This is a genomic window from Lentibacter sp. (assembly GCF_029254145.1).
Lineage (GTDB): Bacteria > Pseudomonadota > Alphaproteobacteria > Rhodobacterales > Rhodobacteraceae > Lentibacter.
Genome location: NZ_JAQWYD010000036.1, coordinates 1 through 25,062 on the forward strand (window position 1 = coordinate 1; position 25,062 = coordinate 25,062).

Sequence of the window (25,062 nt, forward strand, 5' to 3'; positions counted from 1 at the left end):
CCTGCCCCCCTCAAACTCCCCCCGGGATATTTCTAGAAAGAAAAAGCCAGGCTGTGTTCAGGCTGTGAGAGCGCGGGCTTGGCGGAAGGAGAGCAGGCGCTTGCCGTCTTCATCCCAAAGGTGCATGCGGACGGAGGCAAGGCTTTCGCGGATTGTCATGCGGTTAATCTCGCCGAGTTCGGCATTTTCGCGCAGCACTTCTGGCAAGCGATAGAACGGGATGCGCGAATAGAGATGATGTACATGGTGGATCGCAATATTGGCGCTGAACCAGTTGAGCCATGAAGGGAGGATATAGTGCGAGCTACCGTAGAGCGCGGCATCGTGCAAATCCCAGTTTTCGTCGTGGTCCCATGTTGTTTCTTCGAACTGATGCTGGACGTAGAAGAGCCACATGCCTGCCGTCGCGGCGATGAGCGTTGAAGGGACGAAAATCAGCAGGATCGGGGCCCAGCCGCCAAAATAGTAGATCGTTCCGAGGACTGCCAAAAGCGCCAGATTGGTAAGCATGGCGGAGACCCAGTATTTGGGTGTTTTTGTCAGGCCGACCGGGAAGCGTTGCTGGATGAAAAAGAGATAGGCGGGCACAAAGCCGAAGAGGAAGAACGGGTTGCGATAGGCGCGGTATTGAAGCTTCCAGAGCGGTGAGAGGGCCTGATATTCGGCAACTGTTAGGGTGACGATGTCACCGATGCCGCGCTTTTCGAGATTGCCGTGTGAAGAGTGGTGAATCGCATGGGTGCGACGCCAGACATCATAGGGTGTCAGTGTGACGACACCGAGGACGCGGCCGACCCAATCGCTTGCTGTCCGATTTTTGAAGAGCGAACCGTGGCCGCAATCGTGCTGGATTGTGAAGAGGCGCAGCAGGAACATGGCGATTGGCACGGAGAGAGCCAATGTGAGCCAGTAACTCACCGAGAGAGATACCCATGCTGCTGCCCAAAGAGCAAGGAAGGGGACGGCTGTGACCAAAAGTTCAAAATTGCTGCGCGCGGGATTGGGCTCGCGGAATTTGGCGAGGGTGGAGACCCATTCTTTGGCGGATTTGACTGTTTTGGTCTGCTCGGTCGGGAAGGCGGATGCGATGTTCATACGTCTCTGTCTTAATTTTTTCTTTGCAAACACATAAAGCAACGAGGGCATGAGGGAAGGGGGAATATGACTTTTTTGGCAAACCTGCGCTAAAAGGTAGCTTTTTGGGGCTGAATCTTGACTCGTTTATGGTTTTAGGGCGCGAGTTTTTGGGCGGCGAGGCGCTCGTAGATGGGCAGGACTTTTGCGAGGAGCTCTTGCTGAGCCTCTGTTTCCAGGACGGGCAGCGGCCCTTCGGGGCCAGCGAAGCCTGTGGAGCTGTGCACCGCATTGTACCAATGGGCGGCCCAGATTCCATCGGAGGGGTGGCCGCCTTTGGGCCAGCTCAGCATCGCGGGATCAAAGGAGAGATCGAGTGCGGCGCAGAGTTTTGTAAGCATCGGTTCGGGCTTTTCTCGGATATCTGCGCTGTCGATGACAAGGGGGGCATGGCCCTCGGCGCGGAGCATCTCGAAGAGTTCGAGCTGTTGGGAGAAGCCGATATCAGCGAGGCCGAAGTCTTCATATTTTGCGCCGAAGCTGGCGATCACGCGGGCGGGGTGACGGATCAGAAAGACGTTTTTGACGGTGTTCATCCAGCCGCGCGGCACGGAGGGCAGCATGTGTTGGCACATGTGCTTTTGGTAGAAGTGCTGTGATATGGGGTTTGTTAGAGACTGTATAACCTGATCTGCATCTTGGGGCTGGGAGGCGAGGACATCATTGCGCATGGGGTGTGCGAGACCCGTTTCACGCAGGTAATGGGCGTAGAAGGGTTCATCGACCACGGCGAAATCGGCGCGGTTGCCGAAGCTGTACATGAGCGCGGTCGACAGATTTCGTGGGCCGGACCACATCGCGATTTTGGTCATGCGTGGGCCTCGATCAGTGCTTTGTAGAGCGTACGGATGCGCTTGGTTACGGGGCCCATTTCGCCTGTGCCGATTTGGCGACCGTCTATCTCGCTGATGGGAGTTTGTGCGCCAAATGTGCCTGTGAGGAAGGCCTCATCGGCGCCGTAGGTGTCCACAAGCGAATAATTGCGCTCATAGACCGGGATGCCATCAGCGCGGCAAACATCAATCACCTTCTGGCGGGTGATTCCGTTCATGCAATAGTCGCCCGTGCTGGTCCAGACGGCGCCTTTGCGAACGATGAAAAAGTTGCAGGCGTTGGTTGTGTTAACGAAGCCGTGGACATCAAGCATCAGCGCCTCATCGGCGCCTGCCTTTTCAGCGGCGATGCAGGCGAGGATGCAGTTGAGCTTGGAATGCGAGTTGAGCTTGGGATCCTGTGTCATCGGCAGGCCGCGCTGGTGAGGGACTGTGGCGAGGCGGATGGGACGCGGGATTTTGGCCTGGGAGTGCTCCATGATAATTGTGATGGTGGGGCCTTGGCGGCTGAGTGAGGGGTGTTGGAAGGGGCGCGTTTTGACCCCCCGAGTGACCATGAGGCGCGCATGGGCGTCTGTTGTCATATCATTTGCGGATTGTGTCTCTAACAGGGCCGAATAGAGCTCATCACGGGTCATTCCGATATCAAGATCAATCGCTTTGGCGGCCTCAAAGAGCCTGTCAAAATGTTCATCCCAGAAGGCCCATTGACCGTTGTAGAGCCGCAGACCTTCCCAGACACCATCGCCCAGCATGAAACCGCTGTCATAGACAGACACAAGCGCCTCGGCTTTGGGGACGCAGCGGCCGTTGAGCCAGATCTGGAGGTCTTCGTTGCGGGCATCTTCTTCGGCGGCGTGGGTTGTTATTTTGTCACTCATGTTTCGGCCTCTCACATTTCGGGTATCAGTAGTAACCTCTCTGTGAGGCCTGTCTACAGGGGAGTTTTTAGGCCCTAGAGTGAGGGCATGTTTAGCAGGAGTGAAAGCTATGATGTGCTGTGTGAGAGAAATAAAGGCCTTGATGCTGGCGGTGTTGATTGGGCTGGCGCTGATGATGCAAGCTGTCATGGCTGAGGCGGGTCCGCGCGAGGAGATTGTTGTCGCTGGCGGCTGTTTCTGGTGTGTGGAGTCTGACTTTGAGGGGGTTACCGGTGTGATTGGAGGGGTCTCAGGCTTTGCTGGCGGGACATTGAAAAACCCGACTTACAAGGATCACACGGGGCATTATGAGGTTGTGAAGATCACTTTTGATGCAGGAAAGATCAGCCGTGACGAGATTTTGCACAAGTTCATGCGCTCGATTGATCCGACGGATGATGGCGGGCAGTTTTGTGATCGAGGGCCCGCCTATAAGACAGCGCTGTTTTACAACGGTGCAGATCAGCGGGCGGCTGCTGAGCAGGCTGTGAGCGTGGCTGGTCAGGACTTGGGGCGCAAGATCGTCACCAAGATTTTGCCGCTGAGCGGCTTTTATCCAGCCGAGGACTATCATCAGGATTATTACAAGAGCTCTGATATTGTCCTGACGCGGGCGGGGCCGAAGAGCAAGGCAAGTGCGTATAAGTTTTATCGCAAGGCCTGTGGTCGTGACGCTAAGGTGAAGGCCCTCTGGGGCGGGGCAGCGCCGTTTGCGGGATAGGGTTGCGCGGCGGCTTTGCCCCATCAGTTTCAAAAGCCGAGGGCTTTTGAAACCTATCGCCTAGGATATTTCTGGGAAGAGGAAGAGTCAGCTAGGCTTGAGCCTTTAGAAAGCTGTCGACGTCGGTGCGAGAGGGGATGGCATCAGCTGTCCCTTTTTTTGTGACTTTGAGGGCAGAGGCGGCTGCGGCGCAGCGCAGGGCGTCTTGCAGGCTTTGGCCTTCCTGCAGGGCGGCGGCGAGGTAGCCTGTGAAAGTATCACCTGCGCCTGTTGTGTCGAGCGCTTGCACGGGGAAGGCAGGGAAGCGGGTTTCGCCTGCTGCCGTGATGGCGCGGCCGCCTTTTGAGCTTTCAGTGACCACGATCGTTTCGGGGGAAAGATCGGCTGCGTTTGTGGCCTCAGACAGTTGTTTCATTTCGACGGCGTTGAGAATGAGAATATCGGTCAGCGGCAGGAGCGCGGCTGTTGTCGCGGCATTAAAGGGCGCGGCGGCGTAGAGCACTTTGAGGCCAAGACTGCGCGCGAGTGTGGCGGCCTCAAACGCCAGATTGGTCTCGTTTTGGAGAAGCAGCATATCGCCGCGGTTTGCGGTAAGCAGAGCTGTTTTGAGCTGTGTCAGAGACTGCTGCATGTTGGCGCCAGGGAAAACGATGATGGCGTTTTCGCCCTTTGGGTCCATATTGATAATCGCGTGGGCTGTTGGGGCGGTGACCTCGGAGATATGCGTGGTGTCGACGCCGAGCGCTTTGAGGCGGGAGACGGCCCATGCGCCATCGGGGCCGACTGCGCCGATATGCACCACACGCGCACCAGCTTGGGCCGCGGCGACAGACTGGTTTGCGCCCTTGCCGCCGAGGCCTGTGCTGTGGCTCTCGGCGAGGATGGTTTCGCCCGGCGCGGGGAGGTGAGAAACCTCGTAGAAGTGGTCGAGGTTGATCGAGCCGAGGCAAAAGAGCGTCATGGTTTACCCGACTTTGCAGGCGGCGAGCACGGCCATGTTCAGGATGTCATTCACTGTCGAGACAGTGGAACAAATCTGGATGCTTTCGTCGATGCCTGCAAGAATGGGGCCAATGACTGTTGCGCCGGCCATTTCCTGCATCAGCTTTGTACTGATCGAGGCGGAGTGACGCGCAGGAACGACGAGGATATTGGCGGGACCTGTGAGGCGCGAGAAGGGGTAGCTTTTCTGCGCCTGAGCATTCAGCGCGACATCGACTGTCATCTCGCCTTCATACTCGAAATCAGCGCCACGGGCTTCCAGAACGCTTGGTGCCTTGTGCATCTTCTCGGCGCGCTCGGAGCGCGGGTAGCCGAATGTGGAGAAGCTGACGAATGCGACGCGGGGCTCCAGGCCCAAGTGGCGCGCAACATCGGCTGAGCGCTCGGCGATTGTGGCGAGGTCTTGTTCGTCAGGCCATTCGTGGACGAGCGTATCGCCAACGAGAACAATGCGACCTTTGTGAAGCAGTGCCGTGACGCCGACGGCGCCCGCTTCGGCGCTTGCGTCAAACACCATGTTGATGCGTTGCATTACGTGTGCCGACTTGCGGGTGGCACCTGTGATGAGGCCTTCGCCGTGACCATGGGCCAGCATAAGCGCTGCGAACACGTGACGGTCGCGCGCAGCGAGGCGGTGCACATCGTGGCGGTCAAAACCTTGGCGCTGGAGACGCTTGTAGAGGAAGGCCTTGTATTCGGCCAAGTGGGGCGAATTGGCGGCGTTGACGATTTCGAGCTCGCCAACAGCATCGGCCATGCCTTCGGCGGTGAGCTTGGTTTTGACGTCATCCTCGCGGCCTACGACGAGGGCACGGCCCATGCCAGAGCGTTGATACTGGACGGCGGCGCGCAGCACGCGGGGATCATCGCCTTCGGCGAAGATCATTGTCGCCTGATTTTGACGGGCGCGGGCGTTGAGGCTGCGCAGGATGCTGGCTGTCGGGTCCATCCGCGATTTGAGGGAGGCCTCATAGGCGTCCATATCAATGATTGGGCGGCGGGCGACACCTGTGTCCATACCTGCCTTGGCGACGGCGGGAGGGATCACATAAATCAGGCGCGGATCAAACGGTGTCGGGATGATATAGTCGCGCCCGAAGCTGAGCTTTTTGCCATAGGCCATTGCGACTTCGTCAGGGACATCCTCGCGCGCCAGTTTGGCGAGCGCTTCGGCGCAGGCGATTTTCATTTCGTCGTTGATGGCACGCGCGTGGATATCGAGCGCGCCGCGGAAGAGATAGGGGAAGCCGAGGACGTTGTTCACCTGATTGGGATAATCCGAGCGGCCTGTGGCGACGATCACGTCTTCGCGCACGGCATGGGCCTCTTCGGGTGTGATCTCGGGGTCAGGATTGGCCATGGCGAAGATCACGGCGTTTTTGCCCATGGAGGCGACCATCTCTTGCGTGACCGCGCCTTTGGCGGAGACGCCGAGGAAGACATCGGCGCCATCCATGGCTTCTGCGAGTGTGCGCGCAGGCGTGTTGGCGGCGTGAGCCGATTTCCACTGGTTCATGCCTTCGGTGCGGCCCTGATAGATCACGCCTTTGGTGTCACAGAGGATGCAGTTGTTGTGCTTTGCGCCCATGACTTTGATCAGTTCGATACAAGCGATGCCTGCTGCGCCAGCGCCGTTAACGACGATTTTGACGTCTTCGATTTTCTTGCCGGAAATTTGCAGTGCGTTGAGAAGCCCAGCGGCGCAGATCACGGCTGTGCCGTGTTGGTCGTCGTGGAAGACGGGGATATCCATCTGCTCTTTGAGAGTTTGCTCGATGATGAAGCATTCGGGCGCTTTGATGTCTTCGAGGTTGATGCCGCCGAATGTCGGGCCCATCAGGCGCACGGCGTTGATAAACTCGTCGGGGTCTTCTGTATCAAGCTCAAGATCGATTGAATTGACATCCGCGAAGCGCTTGAAGAGCACAGCCTTGCCTTCCATCACGGGCTTGGAGCCGAGCGCGCCGAGATTGCCAAGGCCGAGGACGGCCGTGCCGTTGGAAATGACTGCGACGAGATTGCCTTTGTTGGTGTAGTCATAGGCGAGCTCTGGATTGGCGGCGATGTCTTCGCAAGGGACGGCAACGCCCGGAGAGTAGGCAAGAGAAAGATCCCGCTGTGTTGTCATGGGGACAGTTGCCTGCACCTCCCATTTGCCAGGTGTTGGCTCAAGGTGAAAGGCAAGGGCGTCTTCGCGGGAGATCTTCTGCTTGGTCATTTTTGGCCTGATTCAATACTGGTTTAATAAGGGGTCGGGCAGTCATAGCCTTTGTCGGCGCTTCTCTCAAACGATTTCAGACTTTCGGCTTTCGCGCGGTCGCTTGGCGGATTAGTTTGGCCCCAACCATTCGGGGGGATGAGCCTGTGAGCGCTGCCAAGCCAACTGTGACGCCAATGATGGCGCAGTATCTTGAGATTAAGGGGAATTACCCCGAGGCGCTCTTGTTTTATCGCATGGGCGACTTTTACGAGATGTTCTTTGACGATGCTGTGGCAGCGTCGGAAGCGCTGGATATTGCGCTGACCAAGCGAGGCAAGCACGACGGCGAGGATATTGCTATGTGCGGTGTGCCGCATCATGCAGCGGAGAACTATCTTTTGACACTTATTCGCAAGGGCTTTCGTGTGGCTGTTTGTGAACAACTGGAAAGCCCTGAAGAGGCCAAGAAGCGCGGCTATAAATCAGTTGTGCGGCGAGATGTTGTGCGGCTTGTCACGCCTGGCACGCTGACAGAAGACAGCCTTTTGGAGGCCCGTCGCAACAACTTTTTGGCGGCTTATGTCGAGATCCGCGATGTGGCAGGGTTGGCTTGGCTTGATATGTCCACAGGTGACTTCCGGGTCATGGAGCTATCGCGCGTTCGGTTGGGGCCAGAGCTTGCGCGGCTTTCACCGAGTGAGATTGTTTTTGCGGATGCGCAGTTTAACGAGCTTGCGCCGCTGGCTGAGGAACAAGGCGTCGCTGTGAGCGAACTGGGCAAGGCCAGCTTTGACAGCGAGGGGGCTCAGAAGCGGCTCTGTACTTTTTTTGAAGTCGAGACCTTGGATGCTTTTGGTCAATTTTCACGCGCTGAAGTTTCGGCGCTGGGGGCTGTGCTTGATTATCTGGAGATCACCCAGAAGGGGAAGCTGCCGCTTTTGGCTGCACCCGTGCGCGAAGTGGCGGGACGGGTCATGCAGATTGATGCGGCCACGCGGCGCAATCTTGAGCTGACGCGCTCTATGCAGGGTGCGCGCGCTGGCTCGCTTCTGGGCGCGATTGACCGCACGTTGACAGCGCAGGGCGCGCGGCTTTTGGAGCGGCGGGTTAGCTCGCCCTCTTGTGACGTCGCCGAGATTTCTGCGCGGCTGGATGCTGTGAGTGTTGGGCTGGTTGATACAGGGTTTCTGGCGGACACTCGTGACAGCCTGCGCCATGTGCCAGATATGGAGCGCGCGCTTTCAAGGCTTGGGCTTGAGCGCGGCGGGCCGAGAGACTTGGCGAGTATTCGCAACGGTCTTGGGAAAGCGGGTGATATAGGCTCTAATATGGCCGAGCTTGAGCTGCCCACGCTTTTGAGAGAAGCAGGCCAGAAGCTTTTGGGGCATGATGCACTCGTGGATCTGCTTGATGCGGCGCTTGTGGCGGAGCCGCCTTTGTTTGCCCGCGATGGCGGGTTTGTGGCAGCTGGCTATGACGAAGAGCTCGACGCCAGCCGCGCCTTGCGCGACGAGGGGCGCGGCGTGATTGCCAAGATGCAGGCGGAATATGCTGCTGACACAGGGATTTCGGCGCTCAAGATCAAGCACAACAATGTGCTGGGCTACTTCATCGAAGTGACAGCGACACATGCAGAGAAAATGCTGGGCGCGCCGCTCAACGAACGCTTCAAGCACCGCCAGACCACCGCGAACCAAGTGCGCTTTACCACGCCAGAGTTGAGCGAGATGGAAACGCGGATCTTGAATGCAGGGGGCCGCGCGACCGAAATCGAGCTGCGGATTTTTGGCGAGCTGCGCCGCGCTATTCTGGAGGCGCAGGAGGCTGTCTTTGCGGCGACGGGGGCGCTTGCGGAGATTGACCTTGCCCTTGGGCTTGCCAGCATCGCGCGGGAAGAAGATTGGGCACGGCCCTCCGTTGACATGAGCCATGCGCTTGAGATTAGCCAAGGGCGCCACCCCGTTGTGGAGCAGGCCTTGCGGCGGCAGGGAAGCACAAGTTTTGTTCCGAATGACTGCGTGTTGGCTGAAGATGACCAGCTTTGGCTTCTGACGGGGCCGAACATGGCGGGTAAGTCGACCTTTCTTCGCCAGAACGCGCTGATTGCTGTGCTGGCACAGATGGGAAGCTATGTGCCTGCAGTGGCGGCGCGTGTGGGGATTGTGAGCCAGCTTTTCAGCCGTGTGGGCGCGAGCGATGATCTGGCGCGGGGGCGCTCGACTTTTATGGTCGAGATGGTGGAAACCGCCGCGATCCTTAATCAGGCGGATGATCGTGCGCTTGTTATCTTGGACGAGATCGGGCGCGGGACGGCGACCTATGATGGCCTCTCGATTGCCTGGGCAACTCTGGAGCATTTGCACGAGAGCAACCACTGCCGCGCGCTTTTTGCGACGCACTATCATGAAATGACCCAGCTGTCTGACAAGCTTGCACGCTGCTCCAACGCCACTGTCATGGTGAAAGAGTGGGAAGGTGATATCATCTTCTTGCATGAGGTGCGCAAAGGTGTCGCGGACCGCTCTTATGGGGTGCAGGTTGCCAAGCTGGCTGGTCTGCCCGAGAGCGTGATTGCGCGGGCGCGTGTTGTGCTTGAGGCGCTGGAGAAGGGCGAACGGGAAGGCTCTAATAAGGCGGTAATTGACGATTTGCCATTGTTTAGTGCCACATCTGCGCCCGCCCCGATGAGGGCGAAAGAGAGCGAAGTGGAAGGCGCTTTGGCCGAAATCTTCCCCGACGAGCTGACGCCGCGCGAGGCGCTGGCTGTGCTTTACGAGCTGAAGGCAAAGATGGCTAAGTGATCTGCTTGAGATCATCCAGAAGCGATTTTGACATGGCTTCGGCATGATCTAGCCGCGCTTGGGGCATGTTTGGATGCTCGACTTTGATTAGGGCTTCAAAGCAGATGAAGTAGGGCAAGAAGCCGTTTTCTTCTTGGTCGGAAAGTTCAAAGCGCTTTGTGAAGGCTTCAAAGGCGGCGGCGTCGACACCGAAGCTGCGTGAGCCTGAGGGAAGCATGCCGCGGCGGGCCATATGAACGAGCGCACGGGCGATGTCTTTGTAAAGTGGGGCGTGATTGGTTGCGCCAAGATCAATGGCGGTGACGGTCTGGCCAGCCCAGAAGAGATTGTTGAGATGAAAGTCGCCATGGGCGAGCGCCACGCGCCATTCGGGAAAGTCGATCTGGCGGTACAGTTTTTTCATTTTCTGAAACACGCGGGCCTCAATGGCGCGGAGTGTGTCATGGGGCTGTTGTTCGGTGGCTTTCTCGGCCCAGCTGCGCCATGGGCGCCGATTGGGCGCGCGCCACTCTTCGGTTGGCGCGGTAAATTTGCGCAGCCAGTCGGCGGCGAGCGCTATGGGGGCGGAGCGTTCCTCAGACGGCAGACGCCAGAGCGCCGTTAGCAGGCCCTCACCTTTGGCCAGCGCCGTAATGGTTAGGCCAGCTTCGGCGGCGTGAAAGAGAGGCTCCTGAACGGTGAGCGGAGCCGTATTCATATAAGCCCAGGCGCGGGCGAGTTCATCCCATTCCTTTGTGGTTGTCGCTTGCGCTTCGGCGGAGAGCGTAAGGCGGAATACAGCGTCTTGGCCCTGAAAGCTGCCTTGAAACACGGCGTGACGGCTTGGTACGAGGTGGAGCGCCGGGCCGATGCTGTAGACGCGGCCTTGAAGGGCTGTGGATGCGACATGGGTCAACCTGTCCAAAGCGGCGCGGGCCTCTTCGGGGAAAAGCTCAATGTTACTCGTCTCAACCACTGTCATAGAGAGAGCATATGCGCGGGCGGTTGTGAATTGAACCCTAAACGAAGCGCCTGTATGGTCGGGGAAATTGAGCTGGAGAGACGCATGAGCGAGACACCTGTTACCGAGATGAGCTTTGAGGCGGCTATGGCCGAACTTGAGAAAGTTGTGGGCCAGCTTGAGCGGGGCGATGTGCCACTGGATGACTCTATCAAGCTTTATGAGCGCGGCGCGCTTTTGAAGAAGCATTGCGAAGGTAAGCTGAAGGACGCGGAAGAAAAAGTCGCGGCTATTACGCTGGATGGCGAAGGCAATCCGACAGGGACGAAGCCGCTTGACGTTGATTGAACCACTGGGCTTTGAGGCGGCGCTGACGCGGGCGCAGAGCCTGATGCAGCAAGCGCCGTTTGATTACTTTGAAGCGGGTAAGTCGCTGCCTGAGGCCGAGCTTCTTTATGCGATGGTTTATGCGCTTGATGGTGGAAAGGCCTTGCGGGCTTTTCTTGTGATCGAATCGGCGCGACTGCACGGGCAGGGGCTTGAAGCTGCGACACGTGTGGGGCTGGCTGTGGAGTGTATCCATGCCTATTCGCTGATTCATGATGATCTGCCGTGCATGGACGACGACGATCTGCGCCGTGGTAAGCCGACGGTGCACAAGAAATGGAACGAGCACACTGCCGTTTTGGCGGGGGACGCTTTGCAGGCGAAGGGCTTTGAGCTGCTGGCGAGCGAGGATATGCCCAATGTGCTCCCGCTGTTGCGGGGGCTGGCTGAGGCGAGTGGTCATGGCGGGATGGTTGGCGGCCAGATGATGGATATTGCGGCGGAAACAAGTGAGATGCCGCTGACTCTGGCCGAGATCAAGGCTGTTCAGAACGGCAAGACAGGCGCGCTGATCCGTTGGTCAGCGACGGCTGGCGCTGTGATGGCGGGCGCTGATTGTGCTGGATTAGAGACCTATGGCGACAGGCTCGGGCTTGCCTTCCAGATTGCTGATGACATCCTTGATGTAGAGGGCGACGCCGCCGAGACAGGCAAGGCCGTGGGCAAGGACGAAGAGGCGGGCAAGGCGACATTTGTCTCGCTTCTGGGGCTTGATGCGGCAAAACGCCAAGCGGCAAGCCTTGTGGAAGAGGCCTGTGAGGCCTTATCTGTTTATAAAAACGATGCTGATTGCTTGCGAGAGGCTGCGCGCTTCGTTATTTCGCGGCGCAAGTGAGTGTTCCCTTGAAAGGGTGATTATGACCGACCGCCCCAAGACCCCGCTACTAGATAAGGTGGCCAGCCCCGCTGATATGAAGCGGCTGAGCGACAGCGAACTCGTTACGCTGGCTGGAGAGCTGCGCGCCGAGACGATTTCGGCGGTGAGTGAAACGGGCGGACACTTGGGCGCTGGTTTGGGTGTGATTGAACTGACCGTGGCGCTGCATGCTGTTTTTGATGCGCCCAAAGACAAGATTATCTGGGATGTTTCGCATCAGTCTTACCCTCACAAGATCCTGACAGGGCGGCGGGACCGTATCCGCACTTTGCGCAAGCGTGGGGGCCTGAGCGGATTTACCAAACGTTCTGAGAGCCCGTATGATTGCTTTGGGGCTGCGCACTCGTCGACTTCGATCAGCGCGGCGCTGGGCTTTGCTGTGGCGCGCGACTTGGGTGGAAACTGCCCCGAAGGACTGGGCGATGCGATTGCTGTTATCGGCGATGGCGCGATGAGCGCGGGTATGGCCTTTGAGGCGATGAACAACGCTGGCCATTTGGGCAAGCGGCTGATTGTGATCCTGAATGACAACGAGATGAGTATTGCGCCGCCTGTGGGCGCGCTTTCGAGTTATCTGAGCCGGCTTTATTCTGAAGAGCCTTTTCAGGAACTCAAGGCTGCGGCCAAGGGCGCGGTGAGCCTTATGCCACCGTTCTTTCAAGAAGGCGCGAAGCGGGCCAAGGAAATGCTCAAGGGCATGACCGTGGGCGGCACGCTTTTCGAAGAGCTGGGCTTTAGCTATATCGGGCCGATTGATGGCCATGACATGGACCAGCTCTTGCCGCTTTTGCGCACTGTGAAGGCGCGCGCAACGGGGCCGATCCTCATTCATGCGATCACGAAGAAGGGCAAGGGCTATGCCCCCGCCGAGGCGCGGGACGACAAGGGCCACGCGACGGCGAAGTTTGATGTAATCACGGGCAAGCAAGTGAAAACGCCGAGCAATGCACCGAGCTATACGGCTGTGTTTGGTGATGAGCTGGTCGCGCTTGCTGCGGAGGACGACAAGATTTGCGCTGTCACGGCGGCGATGCCGAGCGGTACGGGGCTTGACCTTATGGCCGAACGCTACCCCAGCCGCTGCTTTGATGTGAGTATCGCAGAGCAGCATGGTGTCACTTTTTGCGCGGCTTTGGCGGCGGGCGGGATGAAGCCGTTTTGCACGATGTATTCGACGTTCTTGCAGCGCGGTTACGACCAGATTGTGCATGATGTGGCGTTGCAGAACCTACCTGTACGCTTTGCGATTGACCGTGCGGGGCTTGTTGGCGCCGATGGGGCGACGCACGCGGGGAGCTATGACATCGCCTATCTTGCGAACCTGCCCAATATGGTTGTGATGGCGGCAGCGGATGAGGCCGAGCTGAAGCATATGGTCGCCACGGCGGCGAGCTATGATGCGGGGCCTATTGCCTTCAGGTATCCGCGCGGCGAGGGCGTGGGCGTTGAGATGCCGGCGCGCGGCGTTGCGCTTGAGATCGGTAAGGGCCGTGTTGTGCGCGAGGGCGCGCGCGTAGCGCTTTTGAGCTTTGGCACGCGGCTGGCCGAGGCCGAGAAAGCCGCCGAGCAGCTGGCCGCGAAGGGAATTACTCCGACGGTTGCAGACGCGCGGTTTGCGAAGCCTTTGGACAAAGAGATGATCTTGCGACTGGCAAGTGAACACGAGGTGCTGATCACGCTGGAAGAGGGCGCTGTGGGCGGGTTTGGCTCGCATGTGGCGCAGCTTCTGGCCGAGGAAGGCGCGTTTGACGCGGGGCTCAAGTTCCGCTCAATGGTCTTGCCTGACTGGTTTATTGACCAAGGATCGCCCGCGGAGATGTATGCCGAGGCAGGGCTAGAGGCCGCGGACATCGTCACGAAAGTGCTGGGTGTGTTGGGAGTTGCTCAGGTGAAGCGGGCTTGAAAAAGCGAAACCCCGCGAGGACCCTAGGGCTGTCGCGGGGCTCTGACTGATTGAGAGCTTCGATTCGCTCTCGACACTTCTAAAATGGGGTAATCGCCTTAAAGATTCAATAAAATACTTGACTCGCCGCACTCAGGATGGCGCGATCTGGTGAAGTAATTCCATAAAGACACAATATATTGATAGATCGAGTCATATTTTCACTCTCGCAAGACAGATTTGAGCCATATCTCAAGGCGGCTGGATTTGAAGAAGAGCGCGCAATCAAGCTTTATGTTTGGAACCTGAATCTTTCATCGGCATTTTACCCTTTGCTGGCTTCGATTGAAGTTGCGCTGCGCAACAACGTCATTGCGTGTCTTGCGCAGGCTTTTGGATCGATTTGGTGGGAGAGTGAACAGTTTCACGATTTGCTAGGCAAGGGTGGAAAAGGCATCCTTTTGAGGGCCGTGAAAGAAGTTGTGGATGCGGACCGCACCCTGACAGAGGGGCGGGTGACTGCAGAGCTGAGCTTCGGATTTTGGACCAATATGTTTCTGCCAAAATATGAAGAACATTTGTGGGCAGGTTTCTGCCGGCAAGCCACATTGGATAGTGCTGTGACGCGGGAGAAACTTCTTGAGCGTTGCAACAAGATCAGAGCTTTGCGAAACAGAATTTCTCACCATGAAACCCTCATCACGAGGGACATAACACGGGACTATTCAGAGACGGTGGAGCTTTTGCACTGGATATGTCCTGAGACGGCAAAGTGGATCAGGCCCGAACTGAAAATTATGTCTGTCGTCCGTCAAAGGCCTTGAGGGCTTAACCCTTCCGCTCGCCGCCCAAAGCATCCAACTTCTTATCAATCGCATCGAGGCGTGCTTTGACATCGTCGCGGTAGGCGTCGGTGTTGGCGACGTCTTCGGTGTGGTGGGCGTCTTGCATGGAGTTGACCACGAGGCCGACCAGCAGGTTGACCACTGCGAAAGTTGTCACGAGGATGAAGGGCAGGAAGAAGGCCCATGCGTAGGGGTAGACTTCCATCACGGGGCGCACGATCCCCATGGACCAGCTTTCGAGTGTCATGATCTGGAAGAGTGTGTAGGCGGATGCCCCGAGCGAGCCGAACCACTGCGGGAAGGCATCGGCGAAGAGTTTTGTGGCAATGACGGCGCCGATGTAGAAGATCAGGCCCATCAGCATGAAGACCGAGCCCATGCCGGGCATCGCTGTGATGAGGCCTTCGACCACGCGGCGCAGAGACGGAGCCACTGAGATCACCCGGAGCACCCGCAGGATGCGCAGCGCGCGCATTGCGGAGAAGCCTTGGCCCGCAGGGATGAGCGAAATGGCTATGATCACAAAGTCGAATATGTTCCAGCCCGAGCGGAAAAAGCGGGGGCCGTGGGCGACGAGCTTGGCGAGTAGTTCGACCACGAAGATGGTCAGGCAGAGCGTATCAAGCGTTTTGATCAGCCCACTGTAGTTTGCCATGGCGCTTTGGGATGTCTCCAAGCCAAGGATGATCGCGTTAAAGATGATCACGGCTGTAATGATCGTTGCGGTTCTCGGGTGATCGACGAGTTTGGCGAGCGTTGCGCGCAGGGACATATGGGCCTCGAAAGCTAGGGTTTAGAGTTAGGTAGGGGCTGGGGAGCGAAAGGCAAGTTTATTTGCGCGTTTCGGCCGCGAGGACAGCCTGAAGGCCAGACTTATAGTCGGGGTAAAGGAGTGTCACGCCGAGGTCATTCTTGATGGGTTCGTTTGCGACGCGTTTGCTTTCGCCATAAAAGCTGCGCGCCATGGGGGAAAGCTCGGCGTCTTCAAAGCGCACCTCTGGCGGCAGGGCCATACCAAGAAGCTCGGCGGCATAGGCGAGGACGTCTTGTGGAGGCGCTGGCATATCATCACAGACATTATAGGCCGCGCCCGCGTTCGGGCTATTGATCGATGCGAGGAGCACTTGGGCGATATCGTCCACATGGGTACGTGAGAAAACCTGGCCCTCCTTGATGATCCGTCTGGCTGTGCCATTGCGGATTTTTTCAAATGGGCCGCGATGGGGACCATAGATGCCTGCGAGGCGGAAGATGTGGAGCGGCAAACCTGTCCCGCGCCACTGGTTTTCTGCTTCGACGCGCATCAGGCCACGCCGGCTGCTTGGCGTGAGAGGGGTCTCTTCCGTGACCCAGCCTCCCGCGTGGTCGCCATAGACGCCAGTTGTTGAGAGATAGCCGACCCATTCGAGATTGGGCGCATGTTTGTGCAGTTTAGAACCGTATTTCGCCAAGAAGGGATCGCCGTTCTCGGAGGGGGAGACGGAGATCAGCAGGTGTGTTGCCTCGGACAACGCGTCCGTCAGATCCCCTTCGGGGAAGAGCAATGGGCTAACGCCAAGGGCCTGTATCGCGGGGAATTTCTCGGGCGAGCGGGTTGTCCCGAAGAGCTTCCAGCCCTTGGGGGCAAGGTGGCCAGTGAGGGCGTTGGCCGAGTAGCCTTGGCCTATGGTGAGGAGTGTTTTTGTCATGGCGTCGCCGCTGTTTTGACCGCGAGTTTGCGTGCGGCGCGCATGTTGCGCAAGATGGCGATGGAATAGAGCACAAGCGCAATCCAGATCATCGGGAAGGCCACCATACGCGCGCCACCGAAGGGCTCTTTGAACACAAACACGCCGATGAGGAAGATCATTGTGGGGGCGATGTATTGCAAAATTGCTATTGTGCTGAGGCGCAAGAGCTTGGCGCCGTTGGCGTAGATGAGAAGGGGCACAGCTGTAACTACGCCGCAGCCAAGGAGAAGCCATGTATCATAGGTACTTCCGAGGAAGTTGCCTGTTGGGCCAAGCCAGATGAGATAGGCTATCGCAGGGGGTGTGAGGATCATTACTTCAAGCAGAAAGCCTTGATTGGGCCCAATGGGGAGCGACTTCTTCGCCAGCGCATAAAAGCCCCATGTGACGAAGAGTGCGATCGCGACCCACGGGAGCTTGCCTGCTTCAAGCGTAAGGATCACCACGGCGGCAAAGGCGAGAGCAAGAGCGGCGAGCTGGAGTTTGTTGAGCCGCTCGCCGAGTAGGACCGCACCGAGGAAGACAGAGAAAAGCGGGTTGATGTAGTATCCAAGCGCGGCGTCTAGGGCGTGGCCTGATGTGATGGCCCAGACGTAGAAGCCCCAGTTGATCGAGATTAGCGCGGCAGTGATGCAGCCCATAGCGAGCATTTTGGGCGTTGTGAGAGCCGTTTTGATATCGCCTGTGCGACCAAGTATTATGAGCAGGGTCGCGGCGATGGGGAGAGACCAGATCACGCGATGCGCGACGACTTCGTCAGGGGGAATATGGCTGAGCAATTTCATGTAGAGGGGCAGGAACCCCCAAAGCACGTAGGCTGTGAGCGCAAAGCCGAGGCCTTGGGGTGTGTCGCGGTTCTCTGGCATGCGGCGCTCCTCTTCTCTGAATGACTAGGCTGTTTTGATGGGGAGGGCTAGTCCCGTGACGTAACGCTTTGGTTTCGAATTGTGCTTCGCACAATCCGAGCGTGGCGAGGGGCGTTGCCCCTCGCGCTCCCCAGGATATTTGTAAAGAGAAGAAAGGCTAGACGCGCACCTTCTCCGACTTCGGATCATACATCGGCTTGAGGGAGGCCGTTGCTTTGACGCGAGTTCCTTTGACATCGATTTCATAGGAGCTTGCCAGCACCTCAGCGGCGGATTGACCTTCGCTGGGAACGTAGCCAAGGCCGACGGCTGCGCCGAGGGTATGGCCGTAGCCGCCCGAGCTTAGGTAGCCGACAATTTCGCCATCACGCAGGATCGGCTCGTTGTGGTAGAGGAGCGGCTGGCTGTCTTGCAAAAGAAACTGCACCATGCGCGCCTTGGGGCCACTTTCCTTGCGGGCGACGACGGCGGATTTGCCTATGAAGTCGGGTTTGGAGAGATCGACTGCGAAGCTGAGGCCTGCATCGACGACATTGTCCTCGGAGGTGATATCGTGACCGAAGTGGCGGAACGCTTTTTCGATGCGGCAGCTGTCCATTGTGTGCATGCCACAGAGCTTGAGGCCGAGGGGCCGGCCAGCGGCATGGAGCGCTTCGAAGGCGTGGCTTGCCATGTCTGTGCTTACATAGATCTCCCAACCAAGCTCTCCCACATATGAGACGCGGTGGGCCCGAGCGAGGCCCATGCCAAGCTCGATCTGCTGTGCTGTTCCGAAAGGGTTTGCCTCGTTTGAGAAGTCGTTGGGCGAGACGGCTTGCAGGAGCGCCCGCGCGTTGGGGCCCATGACGGCGAGGACACCTTCGCCTGCTGTGACATCGGTGATGACAGCAATGTTAGAGCCTAGATTGCGCCTCAGCCATGTTTCATCAGCGAGGCGCGTGGCGGCGGGTGTGACCGCGAGGTAGGCGGTTTCACTAAGGCGTGTCACTGTGACATCGGCCTCTATGCCGCCCTTCGTATTGAGGAATTGCGTGTAGACGATCTTGCCCACAGGAACAGACATGTTTGCGCCGCAGACGTGGTTGAGGAAGGCCTCCGCATCGGGGCCTTCGACGCGCAGTTTGCCGAAGGACGACATATCATACATGCCGATGTTTTCGCGGATGGCGGCGTGTTCGGCGGCGCGGTTTTCAAACCAGTTCTGACGCTGCCATGTGTATTCGTATTCTGCCTTCTGGCCTTCGGTCGCGAACCAGTTGGCGCGCTCCCAGCCCGCGAGCTCGCCCATGACGGCGCCGTTTGCGAGGAGTTTGTCATGGAAGGGTGTGCGGCGGATGCCGCGAGCGGTGTCTTTCTGGCGAAAGGGGAAGTGATCGGCATAAAGCAGGCCGAGGGCTTCTTTGGAGCGCTCGAAGAGATAGTGTTTGTTGCCTTGGAAGGGCTGCATGCGGGAGATGTCGACATCGCCGAGATCAAACGGTTTGCTCCCCGTGTCCATCCATGCGGCGAGGGCCATACCCGCGCCACCAGCGGACTGGATCCCGATTGAGTTGAAGCCAGCGGCGACCCAGACGTTGTCCATCTCGGGAGCGAGGCCGAGGTGGTAGGCGTTGTCGGGGGTGAAGCTTTCGGGCCCGTTGAAGAAGGTATGGATACCAGCTTCGCCGAGCATGGGCATGCGGTTTACGGCCTTTTCGAGAATCGGCTCGAAGTGATCGAAATCTTCCTGAAGCTGGTCGAACTCGAAGCTCTCGGATATTCCGTCCATGCCCCAAGGTTTGGCGCGTGGCTCGAAGGCGCCGAGCATCAGCTTGCCCGCGTCTTCCTTGTAGTAAGCGCATTCGTCGGGGACGCGCAGAACGGGCAGCTGTGTGAGGCCAGTGATGGGCTCGGAAACGATATAGAAGTGCTCGCAAGCGTGAAGGGGGACATTGACGCCTGCCATGCGCCCGACATCGTGGCCCCACATGCCTGCGCAGTTGACGATCATATCGGTCTCTATTTCGCCTGTTGTTCCGTCTTCGCCTTGCCAGTTGACGGATGTCACGCGGCGGCCATTTTTGGCAATATCAGTGACTTTGACGCGCTCTTGAACGGTTGCGCCGCGCTGGCGTGCGCCTTTGGCGAGGGCGAGGGCGATGTTGGCTGGGTCTCCCTGACCATCTAGGGGGAGGTAGACGCCGCCTGTGACACCGTCGATGTTGAGGTGTTCGTAGCGCTGTTTGATTTCGCTTGGGCTGATCTCTTCAACCTCGACGCCAAACGCACGCGCCATGGCGGCGGAGCGGTGCAGTTCTTCGAGGCGCTCGCCTGTAAGGGCAGCTGTGATGGAGCCGACGCGCTTAAAGCCTGTGGCGACGCCTGTTTCTTCCTCAAGGTTGCCGTAGAGCTCTTGGGAGTATTTCGCGAGCTTGGTCATATTGGCCGTGGCGCGCAGCTGGGCGATGAGGCCTGCGGCGTGCCATGTTGTGCCTGAGGTGAGCTGCTTGCGCTCAAGCAGGACCACGTCTTTCCAGCCAAGTTTTGTTAAGTGATAGGCGACGGAGCAACCGACGATGCCGCCGCCAATGATAACGACGCGGGCTTTTGAGGGGAGAGTGGGCATTTGGGTGACTCCATGGATGATGGGGCTTGGCTTGGTGGAGCGGCGGGGGCCAGCCCCCGCACCCCCGGGATACTTTTGGAAAGAAAAAGGCTAGATGATTGTGTGGCCTGCGGCTTTGAGTTGATTGGCGAGCTCGGTGATGTGCTTGGGCCCCACTTCGCAGCAGCCGCCCACGATGGTTGCGCCTTGGGCGATCCAATGCATGACGAAGGCGGCATAGTCTTTGGGGCCAAGATCCTTGCGTTGCTCCAATGCGTCAACGGTTGGCGCGTCTTTGAGAAAGCCTTCTGAGATGCGTGTGAAGCCATTGGCATAGGCGCCAAAGGGCAGGCCCATGGGCGAGATGAGCTCGAGCGCGGCGGCGATGGCCTCGGGGCGGGAGCAGTTGACGAGGAGGGCGGCGGGAGCGAACTCGGAGACGATCTGGGCAAGGTCAGAGACAGATTCGCTGGAGCGGAGCTTGGTTCCGTCATCATCATCAACTGTAACGGCGAGCCAGACGGGTTTTTCTGTGGCGGCGCAGCCCATGAGCGCGCCACGGGCGTCGTGGAGGGAGGAGACCGTTTCGATGAGGAAGAGATCGGCCAAGGGATCGAGCGCTTCGACGATGCTGGCGTAGGCCTTTTGAGCCTCTGCCAGAGGCGGAGCGATATCGGGGCGGTAGGACGCGCCGAGGGGGCCGAGGGAGGCGGCGATCCGGCCCGAGCCATGGGCTGTGCGGGCGGCCACGGCCTCGGCCATTGCGATATCAAGCAAGGTTTTGTGCTGCGCCTCAAGGCCGACGCGCGCGAGGCGGTCGACATGGACAGCGTAGGTATTGGTTGTGGCGATGGTTGCGCCTGCGTTGAAGTAGTCAAGATGCACGGCGCGCACCGCTTCGGGCTGCTCCATCATTACGGATGTGGACCAGAGCGGGGTGGCACGGCTGCCCGAGCGCTTGACGATCTCCTGGCCGATGGAGCCGTCGAGGAGGGTTATGTTGGTCATGCGCGCAGCCTTTCGTTGCTGGCGTCCCAGAGGGGGGCGTCTTCTTGCACCACGGCTTTGTAGCGCGTGCCGTAGATTTCGACTTCGAGTTCTGTGCCTGCTTGTGCAAGATCGGCTCTGACCATGCCCAAGGCGATGGACTTGCCGATGCGGTAACCCCAGCCGCCCGAGGTTGTTTCACCGACGATTTCACCACCGGAGTAGATGCAGGACATATAGGGCGCGTCTGTGTCGCCAGCTTCAACCAGAAGTGTGACGAAGCGCTTTTTGCTGCCTTGCTGCTTTTCAGCGAGGAGCGCGGCTTTGCCAGGGAAGTCTTGAGGCTTGTCGAGCTTCACAAAACGCTCAAGGCCGCCTTCGAACAGTGAGTAATCCGTGGAGAGATCACCCTTCCAAGCGCGGTAGCCTTTTTCTAGGCGGAGCGAATTGAGCGCCCACATGCCGAAGGGCTTGGCTCCTGCTGCAAGCAGGGCCTCGTAGATTGCGGGGAGGGCGGCATTGGCGGCGTGGACTTCCCAGCCGAGCTCACCTGCAAAGGAGACACGGGCGAAGGAGCAGGGCTGGCCTGCGACTGTGGCCGACTGGTGAGAGAGCCATGGCAGAGAGAGGTCTGCTTCTGTTCCGATTTGCTCGAAGAGCGCGCGAGATTGCGGGCCTGTGACGATGAGGGTTCCAAACTCAGTGGAGTGGTCTGTGAGACTGAGGCCCTCGGGGAGGCGTGCGCGCAGAAGCTCAAAGTCATGCCACTGGGCGGTGGCGGCTGTGATCAGCGTAAAGCTGTCCTCTTCGTGGCGCACGCAGCTCATTTCGGTGAGGATGCGCCCGCGATTGTCAGCGAAATACATGAGATTCATGCGGCCGATTTTGGGCAGAGCGCCAGTGATCTGGGTGCGCAGGAACTCTGCTGCGCCTGTGCCTGCGAGATTGAAGCGGGAGAATCCGGGGAGATCGAGCACCCCGACCGCGTCGCGCACTGCTTCGCATTCTTCACGGATTCGCTGCTCCCATGGGCCAGAGCGGGCCCATGTATGTGTTGCTTCTTCTGAGGTGTCGTCGCCTTCCTGAGCGAACCAATTGGCGCGCTCCCAGCCGTTGTAGTCGCCCATCTGCCCGCCGAGGGCTTTGACGCGTGCGTGGACGGCAGACAGCTTGCGGTCGGGGGCGGCGGGCCAACGATGCCATGGGAAGTGCATGGCGTATTCATTGCCGTAGACTTCCATGCCTTTGGCCACGCAATATTCGTGGTCGGTGTAATCCGTGTAGCGGCGCGGATCGACGGCCCACATGTCCCATTCTGTTGCGCCATCAACGATCCATTCGGCCATGACCTTGCCAGCACCGCCGCCTTGGGCGATTCCGAAGGTGAAGACGCAGGCCTCGAAGGCATTATCAACACCCGGCATCGGGCCGATCAGTGGGAGGCCATCTGGGGCATAAGGGATCGGGCCGTTGATGACGCTTGAGACACCTGTTGTGGCCATAAGTGGCACACGCTCCATCGCGTCTGTGACGATATCCTCGATGCGGTCGAGGTCTTCCTGCCAGAGCTGGAAGGAGAAATCATCGGGCATCTCTGCGTCGCCGCCTTCCCAGTGGGCTTTACAATTCGGCTCATAGGGGCCGAGATTGTAGCCGCCTTTTTCTTGTCGCAGGTAATAAGAGACGTCTACATCACGGATGAGGGGAAGCTTTTTGCCGTGTTCTTCGGACCATGCCACCACTTCGGGGATCTGTTCTGTGAGCAGATACTGGTGCTCCATCACCATCATCGGAACGGTACGTCCGCCATAGGGCTTGAACCACTCGCCGACGCGCTGGGCATAGTAGCCAGCGGCGTTGACCACATAGTCGGCGGCGATATCGCCTTTTTCAGTGTGGACGATCCAGCTTTTGTCAGCCTGCTGGGTGACGCCTGTCGCGGGCGTGAAGCGAAGGATTCTCTGGCCCATGTCGCGCGCGCCCTTGGCGAGGGCTTGAGTGAGCTGAGCGGGGTCAATATCGCCGTCTGTCGGATCGTAGAGCACGCCTGCGAGATCGTGGGTTTCAAGGAAAGGGTAGTGTTCCTTGGCCTCCTCGGGTGTCCAGATTTCCATGGCGATGCCTTGGTAGCGGCCCATTGAAGCCGCGCGTTCAAACTCTTGCATGCGCTCTTTGGTATGGGCGAGGCGGATCGAGCCTGACTGATGGTAATTCATTGGGTAATCGACTTCTGCTCCGAGGCGGGCGTAGAGCTCTGTCGAGTAGCGCTGCATGTTCATGATCGACCACGAGGTGCTAAATGTTGGCACGTTGCCTGCGGCGTGCCATGTGCTGCCTGCGGTCAGTTCGTTCTTCTCTAGGAGCACACAATCTGTCCAGCCTTTGAGACCGAGGTGATAGAGCACAGAGCAGCCTACAACGCCGCCACCGATGACGACCACACGGGCTTTTGTTGGAATATCGGACATGGTGTTTACTCCCAGATGAGGCGCGCAGCTAAGCCGCCGAAGACGATAGATGTAATTTTGTTGAGCGTTCCGCCCATACGAATGATGCGGTGGCCTGCAAGGCCAGCGGCAATGCCATAGGTGCTGTTGATGACGAGGCCTGAGGCGTTGAAGATGAGCCCTAGGATAAAGATTTGCTGCCAGATTGGACCCGCTTCTGGACGGGTGAACTGGGGCAGGAAGGCGACAATGAAGAGCGCGACTTTAGGGTTGAGCAGGTTTGTCAGGTAGCCGCGCTTGAGCGCCGAGGCGAGGCGGGATGCGCCGTGTGCTTTCTCTAGCTCGGGTGGTGCGCGCCATGTTTTGACGGCCAGTATGATCAGGTAGGCTGCGCCGAGGTAGCGGATGATATCATAGGCGTGTGGCACGGCCATGAGTGCCGCGGAGATGCCGAGGACTGCGAAGAAGACATGTGTGAGACCACCAAGGGTAATACCTGTGGCCGCGGCGATGCCTGCACGCGGGCCGCCTGAAATACCTGAAGCCATAGAGAAGGCCACGTCGGAGCCAGGAGTGATATTGAGCAGGATACCTGCGCCTGTGAAGGTCAGGATGAGGGCGGCGTCCATTGCAAAAAGCGTCTCTAACAAAGCTTAAGCCCTCCCTGATGTGGCGCCGAGCGCGAGGCCATAGGCGATGAAGCAGAGTCCCATTGCGCGGCGAAACCAGACGTTGAAGACGGCTCCAAGGGCGAGCTTTCCAAGGCCCGCACCGAGCGCTGTATAGGTACAATAGCTCAAGGTTGTGAGGCTGAGCGCAGTGGGTACGATCAGCCACATTTGAGCGGCAATCGGAGTGTGTGGGTCGACGAACTGGCTGAAGGCGGCAAAGTAGCCTGCGACAGATTTTGGATTGATTGTGGCGATGAGGAAGGCGCGGGTGAAGAGCGAGCGGCCCGCGTGCTTGCCTGCCTTGATCGGCAAATGTGCGGTCAGTATCGCGCGCAAGCCGAGGTAAACGAGAAACCCTGCGCCTGCATATTTGAGGACGAGAAAGGCTGTTGGCGACGCCGCGAGAAGCGCTGTGATGCCAAATCCTGACAATGTGAGAAAGAGCGAGGCTTGGCAGAGGATTGCTGCGACTGCTGGTAAGGCGCGGACAAATCCAAGACTCATGCCTGACTGAATACAATTGACAGCGTTGGGGCCCGGTGTTGTGACAAACACCAGCCAGAAAACTGCGAATATGGTCCAGGCCTCGAAGCTCATGCTTAATATACCGGAGGCGCGATGACCCAGATCGCGACGGCGGGGTCATCATAGGGGTTGATCCACTCGAACGGTTCGCCGCGGATGCGGAAACTGTCGCCGGGATGGATTGTGAAACGTTTGCCGCTGATGACAAGATCAAGCTTGCCAGAGATCAGATAGCCGACCTCTTGCGTGGGGCGCGTCACCTCTTCGCCAATGCGGGAGTGAGGCTGGAAGGTAGAATGGACCATCTCAAAATCATCAGTGAGATCGGGGGAGAGAAGCTCTTCGACAAGCCCCGCCTCGCCAGAGCCTATGGGGCGACGGGCACCGTTGCGCACCACATATCCCGCCTCATGCGTGGGAGCAGGAGCGTGGCTGAACAACATTGAAAGAGAGACGCCGAGCTTGCGAGCCATATGGCGCAGATCGGTGATTGAGGGCTCGGACAAGTCACGCTCCACTTGGCTGAGCCAGCCGACAGAACGGCCCAGCGTTTCCGCCATATCTGTCAGGGTCAGACCTCGTGCCTTTCGCAAGGCGCGCAGATCGGCTCCGAGAGTTTGCGAAGAGGTGGCGGCCTGGTTCATTTGATTCCCGTGAAATTTGCGCAACAATTTTCACGATGCATCAAGAGAATGAAATTTCAAAGCGTT

Annotated in this window: 21 protein-coding genes; 6 read left to right on the forward strand and 15 right to left on the reverse strand. The window is 58.5% G+C overall.

The features are described from left to right. Positions 1-57: 57 nt before the first annotated feature. The 3 genes from P8O11_RS04195 to P8O11_RS04205 form a co-directional block, all read right to left on the reverse strand. Complete coding sequence (locus P8O11_RS04195; RefSeq protein ID WP_300291961.1) at positions 58-1,095, reverse strand: fatty acid desaturase; 1,038 nt, start codon at positions 1,093-1,095, stop codon at positions 58-60. A gap of 134 nt (positions 1,096-1,229) precedes the next feature. Beyond that, positions 1,230-1,946, reverse strand: a complete 717-nt coding sequence (locus tag P8O11_RS04200; RefSeq protein WP_300291963.1) for an HAD family hydrolase — start codon at positions 1,944-1,946, stop codon at positions 1,230-1,232. Next, positions 1,943-2,848, reverse strand: a complete 906-nt coding sequence (locus P8O11_RS04205) for a D-amino acid aminotransferase (RefSeq protein WP_300291965.1) — start codon at positions 2,846-2,848, stop codon at positions 1,943-1,945. The genes P8O11_RS04200 and P8O11_RS04205 overlap by 4 nt, the downstream gene beginning before the upstream one ends. 109 nt (positions 2,849-2,957) lie before the next feature. Here P8O11_RS04205 and msrA point away from each other — a divergent pair, with 109 nt between their 5' ends. Continuing rightward, positions 2,958-3,608, forward strand: a complete 651-nt coding sequence (msrA, locus tag P8O11_RS04210; protein ID WP_300291967.1) for a peptide-methionine (S)-S-oxide reductase MsrA — start codon at positions 2,958-2,960, stop codon at positions 3,606-3,608. 91 nt (positions 3,609-3,699) lie between these two features. Here the strand turns inward: msrA and P8O11_RS04215 are convergent, their stop codons facing one another. Next, positions 3,700-4,569 (reverse strand): ribokinase, encoded by an 870-nt coding sequence (locus tag P8O11_RS04215; protein ID WP_300291969.1) that lies wholly within the window; start codon positions 4,567-4,569, stop codon positions 3,700-3,702. A 3-nt stretch (positions 4,570-4,572) separates the two neighbouring features. Beyond that, positions 4,573-6,828: an NADP-dependent malic enzyme gene (locus tag P8O11_RS04220; RefSeq protein ID WP_300291972.1), complete on the reverse strand. Its 2,256-nt coding sequence runs from the start codon at positions 6,826-6,828 to the stop codon at positions 4,573-4,575. Positions 6,829-7,004: 176 nt separating this feature from the next. On the opposite strand from P8O11_RS04220, the gene mutS reads away from it, so the two are divergent. Further along, positions 7,005-9,611 (forward strand): DNA mismatch repair protein MutS, encoded by a 2,607-nt coding sequence (gene mutS, locus P8O11_RS04225; protein ID WP_300292053.1) that lies wholly within the window; start codon positions 7,005-7,007, stop codon positions 9,609-9,611. Here the strand turns inward: mutS and P8O11_RS04230 are convergent. Beyond that, entirely contained in the window at positions 9,604-10,572 is a 969-nt protein-coding gene (locus P8O11_RS04230; protein WP_300291974.1) for a phosphotransferase, read from the reverse strand. The genes mutS and P8O11_RS04230 overlap by 8 nt on opposite strands. Positions 10,573-10,656: 84 nt before the next feature. Here P8O11_RS04230 and P8O11_RS04235 point away from each other — a divergent pair, with 84 nt between their 5' ends. The 4 genes from P8O11_RS04235 to P8O11_RS04250 all read left to right on the forward strand — a co-directional run bounded on the left by P8O11_RS04235 (position 10,657) and on the right by P8O11_RS04250 (position 14,521). Next, entirely contained in the window at positions 10,657-10,899 is a 243-nt protein-coding gene (locus P8O11_RS04235) for an exodeoxyribonuclease VII small subunit (RefSeq protein ID WP_089894126.1), read from the forward strand. Positions 10,900-10,942: 43 nt separating this feature from the next. Further along, positions 10,943-11,773 (forward strand): polyprenyl synthetase family protein, encoded by an 831-nt coding sequence (locus P8O11_RS04240; protein ID WP_300292055.1) that lies wholly within the window; start codon positions 10,943-10,945, stop codon positions 11,771-11,773. A 22-nt stretch (positions 11,774-11,795) separates the two neighbouring features. Then, positions 11,796-13,718 carry a 1-deoxy-D-xylulose-5-phosphate synthase gene (dxs, locus tag P8O11_RS04245; protein WP_300291978.1) on the forward strand — a complete coding sequence of 641 codons (1,923 nt, stop codon included), beginning with the start codon at positions 11,796-11,798 and terminating at the stop codon, positions 13,716-13,718. Between the two features lie 179 nt (positions 13,719-13,897). Continuing rightward, positions 13,898-14,521: a hypothetical protein gene (locus tag P8O11_RS04250; RefSeq protein WP_300291980.1), complete on the forward strand. Its 624-nt coding sequence runs from the start codon at positions 13,898-13,900 to the stop codon at positions 14,519-14,521. Positions 14,522-14,525: 4 nt separating this feature from the next. Here P8O11_RS04250 and P8O11_RS04255 read toward each other — a convergent pair whose 3' ends face one another. From P8O11_RS04255 to P8O11_RS04295, 9 genes are all read right to left on the reverse strand, one after another. Beyond that, the gene (locus P8O11_RS04255; RefSeq protein WP_300291982.1) at positions 14,526-15,314 is read right to left on the reverse strand and encodes an ion transporter; all 789 of its coding nucleotides are present in this window, start codon (positions 15,312-15,314) and stop codon (positions 14,526-14,528) included. A gap of 58 nt (positions 15,315-15,372) precedes the next feature. After that, on the reverse strand, positions 15,373-16,230 hold the full coding sequence (locus P8O11_RS04260) for an SDR family oxidoreductase (RefSeq protein ID WP_300291985.1): 858 nt from the start codon (positions 16,228-16,230) through the stop codon (positions 15,373-15,375). Continuing rightward, on the reverse strand, positions 16,227-17,138 hold the full coding sequence (gene rarD, locus P8O11_RS04265) for an EamA family transporter RarD (RefSeq protein WP_300291987.1): 912 nt from the start codon (positions 17,136-17,138) through the stop codon (positions 16,227-16,229). The genes P8O11_RS04260 and rarD overlap by 4 nt, the downstream gene beginning before the upstream one ends. A gap of 157 nt (positions 17,139-17,295) precedes the next feature. Next, positions 17,296-19,743 (reverse strand): FAD-dependent oxidoreductase, encoded by a 2,448-nt coding sequence (locus P8O11_RS04270; RefSeq protein WP_300291989.1) that lies wholly within the window; start codon positions 19,741-19,743, stop codon positions 17,296-17,298. Between the two features lie 90 nt (positions 19,744-19,833). Next, complete coding sequence (locus tag P8O11_RS04275) at positions 19,834-20,730, reverse strand: homocysteine S-methyltransferase family protein (RefSeq protein ID WP_300291991.1); 897 nt, start codon at positions 20,728-20,730, stop codon at positions 19,834-19,836. Next, entirely contained in the window at positions 20,727-23,177 is a 2,451-nt protein-coding gene (locus tag P8O11_RS04280; RefSeq protein WP_300291993.1) for an FAD-dependent oxidoreductase, read from the reverse strand. Before P8O11_RS04280 ends, P8O11_RS04275 begins: the two co-directional genes overlap by 4 nt. Before the next feature lie 5 nt (positions 23,178-23,182). After that, positions 23,183-23,806, reverse strand: a complete 624-nt coding sequence (locus tag P8O11_RS04285; protein WP_300291995.1) for a LysE family translocator — start codon at positions 23,804-23,806, stop codon at positions 23,183-23,185. A 3-nt stretch (positions 23,807-23,809) separates the two neighbouring features. After that, positions 23,810-24,424 (reverse strand): LysE family translocator, encoded by a 615-nt coding sequence (locus P8O11_RS04290; protein ID WP_300291997.1) that lies wholly within the window; start codon positions 24,422-24,424, stop codon positions 23,810-23,812. 2 nt (positions 24,425-24,426) lie between these two features. Further along, positions 24,427-24,996, reverse strand: a complete 570-nt coding sequence (locus P8O11_RS04295; RefSeq protein WP_300291999.1) for a helix-turn-helix domain-containing protein — start codon at positions 24,994-24,996, stop codon at positions 24,427-24,429. Between the last annotated feature and the right edge of the window lie 66 nt (positions 24,997-25,062).